Source organism: Sciscionella marina DSM 45152 (genome assembly GCF_000379465.1).
Lineage (GTDB): Bacteria > Actinomycetota > Actinomycetes > Mycobacteriales > Pseudonocardiaceae > Sciscionella > Sciscionella marina.
Genome location: NZ_KB905381.1, coordinates 390,794 through 408,040, shown reverse-complemented (window position 1 = coordinate 408,040; position 17,247 = coordinate 390,794). Strand labels below are relative to the sequence as shown.

At 70.5% G+C, this 17,247-nt stretch carries 16 protein-coding genes and 1 riboswitch; of the genes, 6 read left to right on the top strand and 10 right to left on the bottom strand.

Annotation, left to right across the window (positions count from 1 at the left end; genetic code table 11):
- Positions 1-66: 66 nt before the first annotated feature.
- The 9 genes from A37U_RS0107855 to A37U_RS0107815 all read right to left on the bottom strand — a co-directional run bounded on the left by A37U_RS0107855 (position 67) and on the right by A37U_RS0107815 (position 7,941).
- Positions 67-1,038 (bottom strand): hypothetical protein, encoded by a 972-nt coding sequence (locus A37U_RS0107855; protein ID WP_157182683.1) that lies wholly within the window; start codon positions 1,036-1,038, stop codon positions 67-69.
- A gap of 174 nt (positions 1,039-1,212) precedes the next feature.
- Positions 1,213-2,019 (bottom strand): GGDEF domain-containing protein, encoded by an 807-nt coding sequence (locus tag A37U_RS42765; protein ID WP_020496076.1) that lies wholly within the window; start codon positions 2,017-2,019, stop codon positions 1,213-1,215.
- Between the two features lie 174 nt (positions 2,020-2,193).
- The gene (locus A37U_RS48155; protein WP_157182682.1) at positions 2,194-2,631 is read right to left on the bottom strand and encodes a hypothetical protein; all 438 of its coding nucleotides are present in this window, start codon (positions 2,629-2,631) and stop codon (positions 2,194-2,196) included.
- Complete coding sequence (dusB, locus tag A37U_RS0107840; RefSeq protein WP_020496074.1) at positions 2,624-3,769, bottom strand: tRNA dihydrouridine synthase DusB; 1,146 nt, start codon at positions 3,767-3,769, stop codon at positions 2,624-2,626. The genes A37U_RS48155 and dusB overlap by 8 nt, the downstream gene beginning before the upstream one ends.
- Before the next feature lie 57 nt (positions 3,770-3,826).
- A complete protein-coding gene (lysA, locus tag A37U_RS0107835) occupies positions 3,827-5,152 on the bottom strand; it encodes a diaminopimelate decarboxylase (protein WP_020496073.1) in 1,326 nt (441 codons plus the stop codon).
- 115 nt (positions 5,153-5,267) lie between these two features.
- Positions 5,268-5,843 (bottom strand): superoxide dismutase family protein, encoded by a 576-nt coding sequence (locus tag A37U_RS0107830; protein ID WP_020496072.1) that lies wholly within the window; start codon positions 5,841-5,843, stop codon positions 5,268-5,270.
- A 36-nt stretch (positions 5,844-5,879) separates the two neighbouring features.
- Entirely contained in the window at positions 5,880-6,704 is an 825-nt protein-coding gene (locus tag A37U_RS0107825) for an alpha/beta fold hydrolase (protein WP_051111595.1), read from the bottom strand.
- Positions 6,705-6,771: 67 nt separating this feature from the next.
- Positions 6,772-7,590 carry an LLM class flavin-dependent oxidoreductase gene (locus A37U_RS0107820; RefSeq protein WP_020496069.1) on the bottom strand — a complete coding sequence of 273 codons (819 nt, stop codon included), beginning with the start codon at positions 7,588-7,590 and terminating at the stop codon, positions 6,772-6,774.
- Between the two features lie 126 nt (positions 7,591-7,716).
- Entirely contained in the window at positions 7,717-7,941 is a 225-nt protein-coding gene (locus tag A37U_RS0107815) for a hypothetical protein (RefSeq protein ID WP_157182681.1), read from the bottom strand.
- Between the two features lie 131 nt (positions 7,942-8,072).
- A riboswitch (cobalamin riboswitch) is annotated at positions 8,073-8,190 on the top strand.
- 76 nt (positions 8,191-8,266) lie between these two features.
- On the opposite strand from A37U_RS0107815, the gene A37U_RS42755 reads away from it, so the two are divergent.
- Genes A37U_RS42755 through A37U_RS0107795 form a run of 5 tightly spaced genes read left to right on the top strand, consistent with a single transcriptional unit; the run spans position 8,267 to position 12,989 of the window.
- On the top strand, positions 8,267-9,352 hold the full coding sequence (locus A37U_RS42755) for an ABC transporter substrate-binding protein (protein WP_240437515.1): 1,086 nt from the start codon (positions 8,267-8,269) through the stop codon (positions 9,350-9,352).
- Positions 9,353-9,384: 32 nt separating this feature from the next.
- Entirely contained in the window at positions 9,385-9,765 is a 381-nt protein-coding gene (locus A37U_RS53445) for a hypothetical protein (protein ID WP_240437514.1), read from the top strand.
- A 4-nt stretch (positions 9,766-9,769) separates the two neighbouring features.
- On the top strand, positions 9,770-10,717 hold the full coding sequence (locus tag A37U_RS0107805; RefSeq protein WP_020496067.1) for an ABC transporter permease: 948 nt from the start codon (positions 9,770-9,772) through the stop codon (positions 10,715-10,717).
- The gene (locus tag A37U_RS0107800; protein ID WP_020496066.1) at positions 10,711-11,478 is read left to right on the top strand and encodes an ABC transporter permease; all 768 of its coding nucleotides are present in this window, start codon (positions 10,711-10,713) and stop codon (positions 11,476-11,478) included. Before A37U_RS0107805 ends, A37U_RS0107800 begins: the two co-directional genes overlap by 7 nt.
- Positions 11,475-12,989 carry an ABC transporter ATP-binding protein gene (locus A37U_RS0107795; protein WP_020496065.1) on the top strand — a complete coding sequence of 505 codons (1,515 nt, stop codon included), beginning with the start codon at positions 11,475-11,477 and terminating at the stop codon, positions 12,987-12,989. The genes A37U_RS0107800 and A37U_RS0107795 overlap by 4 nt, the downstream gene beginning before the upstream one ends.
- Before the next feature lies 1 nt (position 12,990).
- Here A37U_RS0107795 and A37U_RS0107790 read toward each other — a convergent pair whose 3' ends face one another.
- On the bottom strand, positions 12,991-15,468 hold the full coding sequence (locus A37U_RS0107790) for an ATP-dependent Clp protease ATP-binding subunit (protein ID WP_020496064.1): 2,478 nt from the start codon (positions 15,466-15,468) through the stop codon (positions 12,991-12,993).
- Between the two features lie 126 nt (positions 15,469-15,594).
- Between A37U_RS0107790 and A37U_RS0107785 the strand changes: the two genes are divergently transcribed.
- Positions 15,595-17,244, top strand: a complete 1,650-nt coding sequence (locus A37U_RS0107785) for a glutamate--tRNA ligase (RefSeq protein ID WP_020496063.1) — start codon at positions 15,595-15,597, stop codon at positions 17,242-17,244.
- Positions 17,245-17,247 lie beyond the last annotated feature (3 nt).

The following is a 17,247-nucleotide window of genomic DNA, read 5'->3' as shown; positions in this document are numbered from 1 at the left end:
CAGCCTACGACCAGCGAGGTGCGCGCACGCGCAAGCACACATGAATCACGGATGAACTCGGCATGATCATCGGCAACCGGGGCGGTCACAGGATTCCACATGGTCGACTACCCGGACCTGTTTACCCTGTTCAGCGCCACCTTGTCCGCCCTGGATCCCCCAGCCGATCCCGCAGCCGAGCAACACGAGCGCCGAGACCGCGCCCGCGGTGACCTTGCCCGCGACCACGCTCTGCTCAGTGCGCCGCTGCTTCTTCTCCCGCAAGCGGGTCATCCGGGGCCGTTCGCGGTCCTCGGGGTCTTCCGCGTACTCCGCCTCGTCCAGGTCTTCCGCGTACCCGGCCTCGTCGAGCCCGTCCTCGGCGAGTTCCCCGGCGTCCTCGGGCTCCTCCTCGGCCAGGTCCTGCTCGTCCTCGAGTTCGGCCGGGTCGACCGGCTGCACCCCGACCTTGGTCGGGGTGAAGGTGAGGGCTTCCTCGAGCTCGTCGGCTTCGGAGACCCAGGGCAGGAAACGGGAGCGCTTGCTGCGCTTGCGCCGTTCCTCCTCGGCGAGTTCGTCGTGCACCGCGGAGAACCGGGCGAGGGTGTTGTCCATGGCGCGTAGCCGTTTGACGTCATCGCAGATCGGCTCGAGTTCGCTGGTGAGCACGTTCTGCTCGGTCTCGGGGATCGCGCGCGGTTTGGGCAGCGGGAGGGATTTGGGATCCGGTTTCCCGCCGTGCCGTGCCTTGGCGTCCTGGGCCGCGGCCGCGTGCGGCTGGGCCGCACGTGGCTGCGGCGGACGGGGCTGGGCCGCATGGGACTGGGCTGCCCGGTGCTGCGACTTCCGCGGTTCGGCGCGGGCGGGTTCGGGTACCGGTTCGGCCCGCACCGTGGGTTCGGCGGGCCGGTCCTGCCTCGGGATGGGGCGCCGGGGCCGGGCGGCGGTGTCCCTGGAGAGCAGTTCGGATACGTGCAGGCCACCGGAATCCTCGAGGGAACGACGTCGGCGACCGGTCGGGGCGGCCTTGTCCGTGCGGGAGCGCGGCTGCTCAGGCACCATTACTCCTTCCACACAGCACACGTCACGAACCTGGTGTCGCGCGGCCCCGACATACGCGTTCGTACCAGAGAGGGATCACTACGGCCTTGCATCGCTGAAGTCGCGATCCTACAACGAAACGCGCGCTACGCCAGCACGACAGGCTGAATGTGTAGCACACCATCGCAGCGGTTACTCCGCCCGGGTGACAAACCGCCCTCGTGATCCACCCAGCACCTTCGCGACCCCGCCATCGGAGTAGACGACGGCATTGCGTCCCGCGCGTTTCGCGGTGTAGAGCAGCCGGTCAGCGCTGCGCAGCTGGCGCTCGCTGTCCAGATCGGCCTGCGGGCCCTGGTGCCGGATCCCGATACTGACCGTGAGCCGCAGCCCCTCCGCGACCCGCGACCAGTCGTGCCTGGCGACCCGGGTCCGCGTGGCGTCGGTGTGCGCGATCGCGCTGTCCAGATCGGTGTCCGGGTAGACGAGCACGAACTCCTCGCCGCCGTACCGCGCGCAGAAGGCCCCTTCCGGCAGATCGCGCTGCAACAGCAGGACCACCTGCTGGAGCACGAGGTCGCCGATCCGGTGGCCGTAGGTGTCGTTGACCCGTTTGAACCAGTCGATGTCCACGAGCGCGACCGCGACCCCGTGTTCGCTCGAGCGCTGCTCATCGACCAGGTCGAGCAACCTGCTGTCCAGGTAGCGGCGGTTGTAGGTGTCGGTGAGCGAGTCCCGCATGCTCTGCTGCATGGCCTCGGCGTGCTCGCGGCGCAGCCGGGCGACCTCGATGCGCAGTTCCTCGGAGACCTCGGGCGCCTCGCGCGTCCCATCGCGCAGAATGTTCATGGCCATCCGCATATGCCGGTACGCGGACTCGTATTCGCCCCGTTCGGCGAGCAGTGCGGCGAGCGACTCGTGCAGTTCGGCCGCACCGGAACGGCGACGCGCTCTAGGGTGCCCGTGATCGGCAGCCGCACGCGACTCGAGCAGGCCCACGGGCTCACCTCCTCCTTACCGCGCCCGGGGAGAGCATCGACCCTTTCCGAAGGGACCTTGAGCGCGGGACACCGAATGGGTGCCCCTCACAGGTGCAATGATCATCACACCTTTGAAGTCTGATATCAGAGGTTCTGGCGAATTCCCTGGTTCTGGCCGTTTTCCGGGATTTGCTCACAGGGTCTTGCAGGGACCGAAACCGGAGATCCGCTCACCCTCGTCGACCACCCGCGCGTAGGAGATCTGGCTGGCGAGAACCGAGCCCGAGCGCTTCGCGGTGAACAGCACCGGGACCGCGTACACGGTTCCGGTGACGGGTTTCCCGCGCTCCGGGGACCAGCCGGGATCGGGCCGGGCGGCGGGCTCCGTGGGTTCCTCGGTGACCGTCAGGCCGGGATTCGCGCAGTACCGGTCGGCGAACTGGGCGACCTGAGTGCGCCGGAAGAACGTGTCCTGTGCCTGCGGCCCGCGTGCCGCGCTCGCGTTCAGCCCGGCGAAGTACGCGCCGATCCGGTCACGCGGCACCGACTCCTGCGGCGCGCCACCGCAGGCCGTGCCCGCGCACAGGACACCGGCCAGCACCAGGGCCTTGGCCGCTCGTGCCCTAGCCACCGGAGTGCATGTCCTCGACATCCGGGGTCTGCGCGTCACAGGGATCGTCGAGCCAGCCCTCGGGAAGGGCGACCTTGGCCGGTGAGCCCTGGCGCCCGCGCGGTCCCTCGGCCGCTGCCGGGAAGGGCGCGTCCCCGTCCAGCGCACCGAGCAGGTCCTCGAGCTCGGCGAGCCCGGAGATGAGCCCGAACCGCTGGCGCAGTTCCGAGCCGACCGGGAACCCCTTGAGGTACCAGGACATGTGCTTGCGCAGATCCCGCACCCCGCGGAACTCCGCCTCGTCCCCTGCGGTGCGGTAGTGCTCGACGAGCAGTTCGGCGTGCCGCAGCACCACCGAGGAGACGGTGCCCAGATCCGGCGGGTCCGGGATCGGCTGCCCGCTCAGGGTGGCCACGAGCTCACCGAACAGCCACGGCCGGCCGAGGCAGCCACGGCCGACCACGATCCCGTCGCAGCCGGTCTGGTCGACCATCTTCCAGGCGTCCTCGACGGCGAAGATGTCTCCGTTGCCGAGCACCGGGATGGTCTGGACCGCTTCCTTGAGCCGCGCGATCGCCGACCAGTCCGCCTGCCCGGAGTAGCGCTGGGCCGCGGTGCGCGCGTGCAGTGCCACCGCCCGCGCGCCCTCGGCCTCGGCGATCCGGCCCGCGTCCAGGTAGGTGATGTGCTCATCGTCGATGCCGATGCGGAACTTCACGGTGACCGGGATGTCGGCGCGCGCCGCCTCGGTGACCGCGGCGCGCACGATGCTCGCGAACAGGTTCCGTTTGTAGGGCAGCGCCGCCCCGCCGCCGCGCCGGGTCACTTTGGGCACCGGGCAGCCGAAGTTCATGTCGATGTGGTCGGCGAGGTTCTCGTCCACGATCATCGCGACGGCGCGGCGCATCGTCTCCGGGTCCACCCCGTAGAGCTGCAGCGAGCGCGGCGTCTCTTCCGGGCCGAAGGTGATCATGTGCATGGTGTGCGGGTCCCGCTCCACCAGCGCGCGGGTGGTGATCATCTCGCACACGTACAGCGCGCGGTCGCTGCCGTACTCCCGGCACAGGGTACGGAACGCGCGGTTGGTGATGCCCGCCATCGGGGCGAGCACGACCGGCGGATCCACCCGATAGCGGCCGATCTCGAGCGAGGGATTCACTGCTGACACGATTCAAGGCTAACCGCTTCGAGTTTTCCGCTCGGCGGCGTAGCCGCTTCAGCCCGGATCGCGGGCCATGAGGTCGCGGTCGCCCTCCCGGCGAAGGAGCACGCGGGCAGCTCCGTCGCGCACCGCGACCAGTGGCGGCCGGCCGATGAGGTTGTAGTTCGACTGCAGCGGTACGTGGTAGGCGCCGGTGCAGGCCACCGCGAGCAGGTCGCCCGCGCGGGTGTCCGCGGGCAGCGGGACCGCTTCGCCGAGCACGTCCCCGGATTCGCAGTGCCTTCCCGCGACGGTCAGCGGCACCGTGGCCGCCAGGGACCTCCTGCCGAGCAGCCGCATCCGGTACCGCGCCCCGTACAGGGCGGGGCGTGGGTTGTCCGACATGCCGCCGTCCACGATCACGGTGGAGCCTTTCACGGCGAGCACCCGGTACACGGTCACTCCGGCGCGGGCGACGATCGAGCGGCCGGGTTCGAGGATCAGCCGCGGGGTGGGCAGCTGGAACCGGTCGCATTCGTAGTGCAGTGCGATCCGCACCCGGTCGGCGAACCCGGTGAGGTCGAACTCCGATTCCTCCTCGGTGTAGGGCACCCGGAAGCCGCCGCCGATGTCGAGCACCGGGAGGCACACGCCGAACCGTTCGCGGATGTCGGCGAGCAGTCCCGCCATGAACCGCACCGCGGCCTCGTAACTGTCCACGCCGCACACTTGGGAGCCGATGTGACAGTGCAGGCCGAGCAGCTCCAGATTCGCCGACCGCAGCACCCGGTCCACGGCCTCGGCGGCCTCCCCGGAGCGCAGGTCGAAACCGAACTTCGCGCCCCGCACTCCGGTGGCGATGCTGCGATGGGTGTGCGCGTCCACATCCGGGGTCACCCGGACCAGCACCTGCTGTCCGGGCGCGGCGATCCCCTCGAGGGTGTCGAGCTCGTCGAAGGAGTCGAGCACGATCCGCGCACCGGGGCAGTGCACCGCCGCTTTCAGGTCCTCCTTGGTCTTCCCGTTGCCGTGCACCAGGATCCGGGAGCCGTCCACCCCGGCCGCGCGCACCAGGTGCAGTTCACCGGCCGAGCACACGTCGAAGGAGGCCCCTTCCTCGGCGAGCCAGCGCACGAGTCCCTTGCACAGCAAGGCTTTCCCGGCGTAGGCGAGCTCGGCCCCGGGCAGCGCGGCGCGGAACTCGCGCACCCGGGCGCGCACCTGAGCCTCGTCGAGCACGAGGCAGGGAGTGCCGTACCGGGCAGCGAGCCCGGCGAGGCCGAGGCCGCCGACGATCAGGTCGCCATGTTCATCGGCGGACGCGGCCGAGGGCCAGCAGGCGCCGTCGAATCGTTCGTGCAGCAGGTGCCCGAGCGAGGGCAGGATCTCCGTGATGGTCATGGCGCCAGTACACGCCCGCGCTACGGTGTCCACCCGGCGTGCGGACGGTTTCGTTACGCCCGGCCGGGTTGTTTTGACGCCGCGTTGACCCCGGCCGTCGCGCGGGTGCCCGCGGTCACAACCCGATGTTCAGGCAGGCGAGCCGCGCACCGGCCATTCCGGCGTGCCCCGCTCCGGTATGCGTGTGCGTTTCGTGGATGACGATGGACTTCGCCGCGCGGCCCGCGAAGCGCCAGTCGAGCGAGCTGGCCGCGAACCCGGTTCCGGTGGCGTCGGTGGTGAAGTCCAGCCAGACCTCGTTGCGTGGATTGGCGTAGGCGGGATCGACCGAGGGCTGCACGGGATCGGGCATGTTCTGGAAGTGCGGCCCCGCTGCCTCCCCGGTGGCACCGCACGCCCCGGTGTGCACATGGGCGCCGTAGGCACGATCCGGCACCAATCCGTGCACCCCGAACACGACCGTCGTGCCACCGGTTTCCGGAGCGAACCGGGCGGCCCCGGCGGACGAGCCGGGTGGCACGAGCTCGGGGTCATAGGTGCTGGCGGCCCGTCCCGGCGCGTACTCCCCGAAGACCCCGGCGGCGGCCGCGGTATCGGGCACGGGCTGCGCCGAGGCGAGCCCGGTCGTGCCGAAACCGGCCGCGATCAGAACGGCGACAAAAAGGATCTTCTTCCTATTTCGCGAACGCATGGACCATGCGTAGTGCTCGCGGCCGGGAAGCGCAAGTCATACCGTCTCGTCGACCCCGGCGATCCGTTCCTCGGCGAGCGCGCAAGTCTCCAGGATGGTCCTGGCCACCAGTCGCGGATCGTCGGGCATCGGGACGTGCCCGCAGTCGGGAAGGAGCACGTGGCGCGCGTTCGGCAGCCGTCGCGCCGCCCGCTCTGCCTGCCTCGGCGGCAGCACCCGGTCCTTGGCGCCCCAGGCGATGGTCACCGGGATGTCCGGGCTCTTGCCCTGCCAGGAGTAACGTTTGCCCGCTTCGATGGTCGGTGCGAACCCGGCGGCATCGCGCAGCGCGGCGACATCCCCGAGCGCGGTGGACCGGTCGATGCGTTCCGGGTGATTGTGCAGCACCCGCAGCAACTGGGACCGCACCGGCCCGGTGGCGAGCAGGGCACCGACCGCGGGCCGGGGCGCGCGGGCGCTGGCCCGGATCATTCGCAGGGTGGCGAGCGCGCGGGCGCGGTCCCGCCTCGTCCAGAACCCGGCCGGGGAGAGCGCGGTGGCCGAGGCGACCATGCCCTGAGCCGCGGCCTCCACGGCGAGCAGACCACCGAGCGAGTTCCCCGCGATGTGCGGGGCACGCACCCCGAGCAGGTCGAAGGTGGTGCGCAGCCGCCGCATCGCACCGGGGACGTCGTAGCCGCCGTGCCCGGGGAACTGCGGTGAGCGGCCGAAACCCGGCAGGTCGATCGCGATCACGTCGTGGTGCGCGGCGAGCTCGTCGAGCACCGGGCGCCATGCCTGCCAGCGGTGCCCGATTCCGTGCAGCAGCACCAGCGGCGTACCCGAACCGCGCCGTTCATAGTTGAGGCCGTATCCGTCCACGGTGACCAACCACCTCTCCGCCGTAGTTTACGCGAGAGTAGCAACGGCTGGATGGCCGTGACCAGGGTCAGCGTCCGCGCAGCCGTTCCACCACCGGCGCCAGGTGGTCGAGGGCGGCCGCGTTGACGGTGATGTAGGAGGTCCCGAACGCATCGCGGCGGCGCTGCAGCTCATCGGCGATCTCCGGAGTGCTCCCGCGCAGCATTGCCAGCGAATCGTGCGCGATCAGCTCCTCCGCGCTGGCCCCGACGAACTGCTCGACCATGGGCGGCACCTGCTCGCCGACCACGAAGATGTTCATGGCCAGCTCGAGGTCCCGGCCGCCCGCCGCCGCGCGCACCGTGTCCGCCATCGTGGCGACGTCCTCCCGGCTCGCCAGTGGCCGCGCCGCGAGCGTGACCGTGTCGGCCTTGGCCCCGGCCACGGCGAGCGCCTTCGGGCCACTCGCCGCCATGAGCACCGGGGTGCGCCGCTCGCTCTGGCTCGCCCGCAGCGTGTCGATGGCCTCGCCGACCAGCGCGAGCCTGCGCGCCCCGGACGGTTCCGGATAGCCGAGTTCCTCGGTCACCTGACGCAGCACATGCGGCGCCCCGGTGCCGATCCCCAGCTCGAACCGGTCCCCGGTGAGCATGCTGAGGCTGTCCGCCTCGTACGCGATCATCCTCGGGTGGCGCAGCGGGCTGGCCATGACGAAGGTGCCCACCCGCAGCCGCGTGGTCACCTCGGCCGCGATCGCCAGCGAGGACGAGACCGAGGGCAGTTGCAGTCCGTCCGGCATCAGCAGCGTGTCGTACCCCAGTTCTTCCACCTTGCGCGCCAGGTCCCGCCACGGCCCGCCCTGCTGCGGAGCGGCGACGACCCCGAACCTGAATGTGTGCTCAGCCATGAATGAAGATTAGATATCAAACGATGAGTCGTCAAATGTTTGGTGACGGGGACCCGCCGAGCGCCGATTCGCAGGCCGCGGCCGCGTGTAGGCAGTCCACGTCCGCGAACCGCCTGCCCACCAGCATCAGCCCGGCCGGGAGGCCGCCCACAAGGCCCGCGGGGACCGCGATCGGTGCCAGGGAACGTGGATCCGGCTCACCCGCGCCCGCGCGGAGGCGAGCACCCGGGTCGCGTCGAGCACCGCATCGTCCACCGGGGCCAGCCTCGCCGCCGTCGCCGGGAACGGGTTCACGCCCCCTGGACGAGCACGGGCCATGCCGGAGGGCGCGCGGACACCCGCTTCGTCCACCTCACGGATCCGGACGGCACCACCGTGGAACTGATCCAACCGGCCTGAGGAATCATTCCGCGGCACCCCTGATGTGGCGGGCGTGACGTTTCCGACTCACCCGGCCCCGGCTACCCTCACCCGGAGTCGCACAACCGAATATCGCGCGCGGCGGGGGAAGCCGGTGAGAGTCCGGCGCTGACCCGCAACCGTGAACGGCGATCGAGAACAGCCGTGAGCCGGGATGCCTGCCGCGCGTTATCGACCCCTGACTGTCGTGGTCTGCAGAGCGGGTCTCATGGCATACCTGCCCTGGGACGTCGCGTGATGTTCCAGGAGGTTCTCGTTGCTCACTCGACGGCGCTTGTTGTCCTCGGCCGCGGGTATGGCCGCCGGGCTGACGGTGGCCGGATGCGGAACGGGGGCCGGATCGAACCGGTTGCGTGTGGCGTTCGAGTCCGGTGGTTCGCGCGAGACCCTGGACCCGCTCGGCGCCACCAACTTCGTCGACCAGGCACGGGCGAAGGCACTGTTCGACACGCTGGTCACCTACGCCGACGACATGTCGGTGCGCCCGCGGCTGGCCGAGTCCTGGGAGAGCGACGACAGCGGCAGGCGGTGGCGGATCCGGCTGCGCCGTGCCCGGTTCCACGACAACCGCCCTATCGACCCCGCGGACGTGCTGTACAGCATGCGCCGGGTCGCCGATCCAAAGCTGGCCTCGGCATCCCGGCAGTACTTCGCGGGAGTGGATTTCCCGTCCTGCCGCCGGATTTCGCCGACCGAGCTCGAACTGGTGCTGCACAACCCGGATTTCGAGTTCCCTGCGGCGTGGGGTGCGCCCTCGACCGAGATCCTGCCGGAGGGGACGAAGGACTTCACCGCGCCGATCGGTTCCGGCCCGTTCCGCTTCGTCTCCTTCACTCCCGGCGGACAGGCGGTGTTCCGCCGTTGGCACGGGCACTGGGCGGGCGAGTCCGGGATCGAGGAACTGGAGTTCGTCCCGGTCCAGGACGAGTCGGCGCGGGCGAACGCGCTGCTTTCCGGCCAGGTCGACTACGCCCACGATGTCACCGCGACCACGGCCGCGCGGCTGACCGGGGATACGCGGGTACTCACCGCGCGGGGCACCACGATGCAGGCGGTCAACCTGCGGGTGAGCCGCCCGCCGTTCGACGATCCCCGGCTGGTGCAGGCGGTGTACTACGGCGTGGACCGCCAGGATCTGGTCCGGATCGCGCTCGCCGGGCACGGTTCGGTCGGCAATGACCTGTTCGACAAGGGCCAGCGCGGCTATGCGGCGGCCATCCCGCAGCGGCACCGGGATGTGGACCGGGCCCGTGCCCTGGTCCGGGAGGCGGGCGCGGAGGGGCTTCCTTCCCGATCGAGACGAGTTCCACGATCCCCGTCTTCGAGTCGGCGGCCACCCTGATCGCCCGCCAGCTCGGCGAGATCGGCCTGCGGGTGCGGCCCAACACCCGCGCGGCGAGCACCTATTTCGCGCAGACGAAGACCGAGGGCGTCGCCGCGCAGACCAGGACGGCGACCCTGCCGATCACGAGCTTCCTCTCCCAGCGGTTCCGCACCGGCGCCTCGATGAACGTCACCGGCTTCACCGATCCGCGCTACGACGCGCTGCTCGACCGCGCGGCGGCCACCCGGCCGGAACCGGACCGCCTCGGGTTGCTCGCCGAGGCGCAGCAGATCGTGCACGAGCACGGCGGGCTACTCGCCTGGGGATTCAGCAACTGGTACATCGGGGTTTCCCGGCGGGTGCACGGTGTCCGGGCCGCGCCGCCGAACTCGCACGCCTGGGCGCGGTTCGAATCGGCGCGGATCTCCTGAACCGGTGCGGTTCCTGCTGACCCGGTTCGCCGTCGCAGTCGGTCAGCTCGCCGTGGTGCTGCTCGCCGCATTCGGGCTCACCGCGCTGCTTCCCGGGGACGCGGCCGCGGTGATCGGCGGGGAGCGGGCGAGCGCGGAGGAACTGGCCGTGCTGCGTGATCAGCTCGGGCTGGACCGGCCGCTTCCCCAGCGGTTCGGCGACTGGCTCGGCGCCCTGTTCTCCGGCGACCTGGGCCGTTCGCTGGTCACCGGGGTTCCGGTGAGCACCGAACTCGCGCAGCGGTTCGCGAGCACCGCGATCCTCACCGGGCTGGCCATGGCCGTGCTGTTCCCGCTCGCCGCAGCGGTCGGGGTGACCAGCGGGCTGCGCGAGGGATCCCGGACCGACCGGCTGCTTTCCGCGGTCACCGTCGGGCTGCACGCGATCCCGGAATTCGTACTCGGCCTGCTGGTGGTCGCGGCCTTCTCCGTCTACACGGGACTGTTCCCGGCCACGACCGTCGGGGCGGACGGGATCGGTTTGCTCGCCCAGCCCGCGGTTCTGGTACTCCCGGTGACCGTGTTGCTCGGCGCCCAGCTCGGCGATCTCGCCCGCCAGGTGCGCATCGGGGTCGCGGCCCATTCGGGAAGCCCGAGTGCCCGGCATCTGCGGCTGCTCGGGCTCGACGAACGCACGGTGCTGCTGCGCCACGTGCTGCCGAACGCGCTCGCCCCGCTGATCCAGCAGTCGGCGCGCACGATCGAGGGCCTGTTCTCCGGGGCACTGGTGGTTGAGACGCTGTTCTCCGTGCGTGGCCTCGGCACCGGGTTCATCGAGGCGGTACAGAACCGGGATTTCCCTGCCGTGCAAGGGTATGTGCTCGTCTTCGCCATCCTGATCATCACGGTGAATCTGCTCGGCGATCTGCTCGCGCACCGCTTCACCCCACAGCGGGAGCGTGCGGCGTGCTGAGAATCCTGCTGCCGGCTATCCCGCTCGTGCTCGCCGTATTCGGCCCTCTCCTCCCGCTGAACGCGGCACCGGAGGCGGATCCGCTGCTGGGCCCGGAAAACGGGCACCCGCTCGGCACCGACGCGCTCGGCAGGGATGTGCTGGCGCTGGTGTTCTCCGGCGGCACCTCGGTGGCCGGGATGACCCTGGCCGCGCTGCTGCTCGCCTATCTCCTCGGGGTGCCGCTCGGCCTGTTCGCGGCGAGCAGGCGGCGCCGGGGTACGGACGAGGCGGTGCTGCGGGTGCTCGACATCCTGCTCGCCTTCCCCGGGCTGCTGGTGCTCATGGTGCTCGCGGCGGCTGGGCACCGGGAACCGGCAACCCTGATCGTGGCCGCCGCGGTGCTGCAACTGCCCGCGGTGACCCGGATCGTGCGGGCCGCCGCGCTCGCTCCCGGCTGCCGCACCGCGGTCGAGGCGATGTATCTGCAGGGGATGCCGTGGTGGCGGATCCAGTTCGGCTACGTCGCCCGCTCCGCGCTCGGCCCGGTCGCCACCGATGCCGGGACCCGGCTCGGCATCGTGCTCTACCTGCTGGCCTCGGCGAATTTCCTCGGGCTCGGGCTGCCCGGTTCCGCCCCGGACTGGGCCGTGGTCATCGAGCGCAATGCGACCGCGCTGTTCTCCCAGCCGCTGGCCGTGCTGGTGCCTGCCGCGCTGCTGGCGATGCTGTGCGTGGGCGCCAACCTCACCGTCGACCGTTACCTGGCGAGGCTGCGATGACTCTGCTCGAACTCACCGATCTCGGCGCGAGCGCGGGAGAACACGAACTGTTGAGCGGGATTTCCCTTGATGTGCAAGAGGGTTCGGTGCTCGCGGTGCTCGGTGAGTCCGGCAGCGGGAAGACCACGCTCGGCCTTGCCGCGCTCGGCGAGGCCGCGAACGGGGTGCGGTTGACCGGAAGCGTGCGGGTATCGGGCACGGAATTGTTGCACCACAACACCTCCGAGCGCGTACGGGCCCGGGCCAGGGCGCTCGGGCATCTGCCGCAGGATCCCGCGAGCGTGCTGGATCCGGTCCGCCGCTGCGGCCCGGTACTGCGCGAACTGGCCGGGATCCGGAACCGCGGCCGGACCGACCGCGCGAACACCGTCACGGTTGCGCTGCGGGACGCGGGACTGGAACCCGGACTGGCCCGCCGCCATCCGCATCGGCTCTCCGGTGGCCAGCAGCAGCGGATGGCGCTGGCCACGACCCTGGTCTGCGCGCCGGGCCTGCTGGTGCTGGACGAACCGACCACCGGGCTGGATCCGGGCACCAAGGCAGACCTGCTCGACCGGCTGCGGCTGCTCACCGAATCGGGTAAGGCGCTGCTGCTGCTCACCCACGACCGCGCCGCGGTGCGCGCCCTCGCGGACGAGATCGCCGTGCTCGACGGCGGAAAATTGATCGAACACGGCCCGGCCGGGAACCTGCTACGCGCCCCTCGCGCGGCCAAGACCCGGGAACTGACCAGCGAACCGGCACCGGTCCCGCGGCCGCGCACGCGCGGCGCGGCGCTCGAGGTGCGCGGGCTGCGGGTGCCGGGCATTCTCACCGATCTCGAACTCACCGTGCCCGCCGGGGCGACCACGGTGCTGCTCGGCGCCTCCGGGGCGGGCAAGACAACGCTCGGCCGGGTGCTGGCCGGGCTGACCGGCGCGCGCGGCACGGTGACCCTTGATGGGAAACCGGTCCCCACGGTGGCGGGCAAACGGGAAACCGCACTGCGCCGCGCCATCCAGTACGTGCACCAGGACAGCCGCGCCTCGTTCGCCGAGAACTCCGGGACACTCGGCCAGATCGCCGCGACCGCGCGGTGGCTGCGTGGCGCGAGCCGGACACACGCCCGGGAGGAGGCCGCCGGGCTGCTCGGCGAGCTCGGCGTGGACCCCGCGGCCGCCGAACGCCCACCGCGCTCGCTGTCCGGTGGGCAGTTGCAGCGGTGTGCCCTGGCGCGGGCCCTGCTCGCGCGGCCGCGGCTGCTGGTGTGCGACGAGATCACCTCGGGCCTCGACCCGGCAAGCACCACCCGGTTGCTGCGGGTACTGACCGCGGCGGCCGAACGCAGCGAAACCACCCTGCTGCTCATCGGGCACGACCTGGACACCCTGCTGCCGTTCGCCGACCGGATCGCCGTGCTGGACGCCGGTCGCTGTGTGGAGGAGGCGGACGCGCAGCGGTTCGCCGCCGAACAGACCTCGGCGCCGGGAGCCGCACTCATGCGAGGCGGGCTCCCGGCGCCGAAGGCGTGACTCAGGCCGGGACCGGATCCGCGACGGTGAACCGCAGTTCGCCGTTCACCGCGGACACCTCGACCCGCTGGCCCTCATCGAGTTCGCCATCCACGAGCAGGTCGGCGATGGCATCGTCCACCTGTTGCTGGATGGTCCTGCGCAACGGCCGCGCCCCGAACTCGGGCTGGTGGCCGTGCTCGGCGAGCCAGGAAACGGCCGACTCGTCGAATTCCACGCCGATACCGAGCCCCGCCAGCCGGTCCCGGGTGTCCTGCAGCAGCAGTCCGGTGATCGTGTGCAGCTGGCCGGTGTCGAGCCGCCGGAAGACCACGACCTCGTCGATCCGGTTGAGGAACTCCGGACGGAACGATTCGCGCAGCTTGCCCATCAGCCGGTCGCGCAGCGATTGCTGGTCCTCGGACTCCGGGCGGAACCCGAGTGCCCCTCCCCTGCTGGAGATGATCTCCGAGCCGAGGTTGGAGGTCATGATCAGCACCGTGTTGGAGAAGTCCACGGTCCTGCCCTGACCATCGGTCATCCGCCCGTCGTCGAGCAGCTGCAGCAGGGTGTTGAACACATCCGGGTGCGCCTTCTCGATCTCGTCGAGCAGCACGACCGAGTAGGGGCGCCTGCGCACCGCCTCGGTGAGTTCGCCCGCCTCGCCGTAGCCGACGTAGCCGGGAGGCGCGCCGACCAGCCGGGAAGCGGTGTGCCGCTCACCGAACTCGCTCATGTCCAGCCGCACCATCCGGTCCGCGTCCCCGAACAGGGCCGCGGCCAGCGCCTTGGCCAGCTCGGTCTTGCCGACCCCGGTCGGTCCGAGGAACAGGAAGCTGCCGACCGGGCGGTTCGGATCGCCGAGCCCGCTGCGGGATCGGCGCACCGACCTGGCGAGCGAGTTCACCGCGTCGTCCTGGCCGATCACCCGCTGGTGCAGTTCCGCCTCCAGGTTGCGCAGCCTGGTCTTCTCGGTCTCGGTGAGCTGGCTGACCGGGATGCCGGTCGCCCGCGAGACCACCTCGGCGATATCGGTGTCCTCGACCGTGAGCACTGTTCGCGAACGCCCGTCCGATTCGAGCACACTGATCTGGTCCCGCAGCGTCGAGGCGTCCTCGTAGCGTTCCTCGCGCACCGCACGGTCCTTCTCCCGTTCGAGCTCCTCGACGCTGGCGCCACCGGTCTGCCCGTTGGCGAGTGCGCGCAACCGCACCCGGGCGCCCGCCTGGTCGAGCAGATCGATGGCCTTGTCCGGGAGGAACCGGTCGGTCACGTACCGGTCGGAGAGCTGCGCCGCGGCGAGCACGGCCTCTTCGGTGTAACGCACCGAGTGGTGCTGCTCGTAACGCTCGCGCAACCCGGTCAGGATCGCCACGGTGTCCGGCACGCTCGGCTCGCCGACATGCACGGGAGCGAACCGGCGCTCGAGTGCCGCGTCCTTCTCGATGTTCTTGCGGTACTCGTCCAGCGTCGTCGCGCCGACCACGTGCAGCTCACCGCGGGCCAGCCGGGGCTTGAGCATGTTGCCCGCGTCCACGGCGCCCTCGGCACCGCCCGCGCCGACGATCGTGTGCAGCTCATCGATGAACACGATCACCTCGCCCTCAGCGGCGACGATCTCGGCGATCACCTTGTTCATCCGCTCCTCGAAGTCACCGCGGTAGCGGGCGCCGGAGAGCATGCTGGAGATGTCCAGGGCCACGATCCGTTTGCCCGCCAGGGGCGCGGGCACCGAGCCGTCCACGATGCGGGCCGCGATGCCCTCCACGATGGCGGTCTTGCCGACCCCGGCCTCCCCGATCAGCACCGGGTTGTTCTTGGTGCGCCGGGAAAGCACCTCGATGGTCTGCTCGACCTCCTCGGCGCGCCCGATCACCGGGTCGAGCTCGCCCGCGCGCGCCCGCTCGGTCAGATCGGTGCCGTACTCGTCCAGCTGCGGGGTCTTGCTCTCCTGTTGCGCCGGTCCCTGCCCCTGGGGCTGGCCGAACCCGCGCGGGTGCACCCCCGCGGCGTGAAACAGCCTGCCGGTGGCCGAGTTCTCGTCCGCGGCGAGCGCGAACAAGATGTGCTCGGGGCCGATATAATTGGACTGGGTGGCGCGCGCGATCTGATGCGCGCCCAGCAGCGTCCGCTTGGCCGCGGTGGTCAGGGCGGGCGGCTGCTCGGTCTCGGTCTGCCTGCCCGGCAGTGCCGCCTCGAACCGCTCGGCGAGCTGGGCCGGATCCGTCCCGGAACCCTTGATCAGGTCGGCGGTCTCGGCCGCGCGGGTTGCGGCGAGTGCGAGGTGCAGCGCGTCCAGATCGGTGTTCCCGCGCTGCACGGCGAGTGCCGCCGCGTCGGCGAGCAGTTCCTGGGCCCGCTCGGTCATCAGGCTGGTCAGATCGACCCGATGCACCCGCTCCTCGCCGGGTGTCGAACCCGCGCCGAGCAGCCGGGCAAGGAAGTCGTCAAAGGAGCCGTACTGGCCGTTCGCCGGTCCATTGCCGTAAAAGCCTGGCATCTTCCCTCCTCGGGATCATCCACCAACTGCGAAAACTCAAGACTTGAGTCAACTACTGTCAACTAACGTGCAGATCGACGTAGGAATTCCAGCTGTGACCGTGGTCACCCCGTTAGACTTTCCGGTATGGACCGTGCCGTTATCGACGCCCTTTTCCCCTCGGATCTGCCCGAGCCCGAATACTGGGAACAGCGCTACCCGGCGCGCGAACTCCCCGAGGGCGCACTGGTCACCCGGTTCGGACCCTCCCCGACCGGGTTCGTGCACATCGGCGGCGTCTACGTGGCGAACGTGGACAAGGACCTCGCGCGCCGTTCCGGTGGCCGCTACCTGGTGCGGGTGGAGGACACCGACCAGTCCCGCGAGGTCGCGGGCGCGCTCGACCAGTTCGGCCGCGCCTTCGACTACTTCGACCTGCGCGCCGATGAGGACAGCGAGCAGGGCGGCGACTACGGCCCCTACCGGCAGTCCGAGCGGGAGCGGATCTACCTCGGCTACGTGCGCGAACTGCTCCGCGAGGGCAAGGCCTACCTGGACTTCGCCACCAAGGAGGAGCTGGCCGAGATCACCGCGAAGCAGCAGGCGGTGAAGCTGCCCACCGGTTACTACGGATCCTGGGCGATCTGGCGGGACGCGGACCCGGAGGCGGTCCAGGCCAAGCTCGACGCCGGGGAGCCCTATGTGGTGCGGTTCCGTGCCCCGGACGACACCGGGGAACGCATCCGGTTCACCGACGCGATCCGCGGCACGCTGGAACACGAGGCGAACCGCAACGACGTGGTGATCCTGAAGAGCTCCGCGCAGTCCCCCCGGCTGCCCACTTATCACTTCGCGCACGCGGTGGACGACCACCTGATGCGGGTGAGCCTGGTGGTGCGCGGCGACGAGTGGATCTCCTCGGTACCGGTGCACCTGCAGTTGTTCGACGCGCTCGGCTTCGACCAGGTCCGCTACGCGCATATCGCCCCGCTGCTCAAGCAGGAGAACGGGAACAAGCGCAAGCTGTCCAAGCGCAAGGATCCGGAGGCCTCGGTCGACTTCTACTTCGAGTCCGGTTACCCGGCCAAGGCGGTGCTGTACTACCTGCGCGGACTGGCCAACGGGCGGCTGGCCGAGCTGCCGCTGGACGAGGCGATGGCCGAACCGCTGCGGCTGGACGAGTTCGGCGCGGCGGGCGCGCTGGTGGACCTGGTCAAGCTGGACGACATCGCGGGCGACCACATCGCCACGCTCACCGGTGCGGAGATCCTGGACGCGGTCCGGACCTGGGCCGCCGAGTTCGATCCGGAGCTCGCCGCGACCCTGGACACGGAATCCGAACTGGCCCTCGGCGCGCTCTCGGTGGAACGCGAGGGCGTGGAGAACCCGCGCAAGGACCTCAAGAAGTGGAGCGAGTTCCGCGCGGTCTACGGGTTCTTCTTCCCCGAACTGTTCACCCCGCTTTCCGGGGCAGGCGATGAGCGGGTCGCCCCGCTCGGCGTGGATCCCGCGCTGGTGCGCACGATGATCACCGAATTCCTCGAGGACTATGCGCACCACGAGGACACCGACGAGTGGTTCGGCCAGATCCGCGCGCTCGCCGCGAAACACGGATTCGCACGTAACGCCAAGGAGTACAAGAAGGACCCGGACGCCTATCCGGGGTCCATCCGAGAGTGCGCGCAGCTGTTCCGGGTGGCGATCACCGGTTCCACCCGCAGCCCCGATCTGCACTCGATCACCCGGGTGCTCGGCCGCGCGGAGACGGTGCGCCGGATCGGCGCGTTGGCCAGCTGAGGG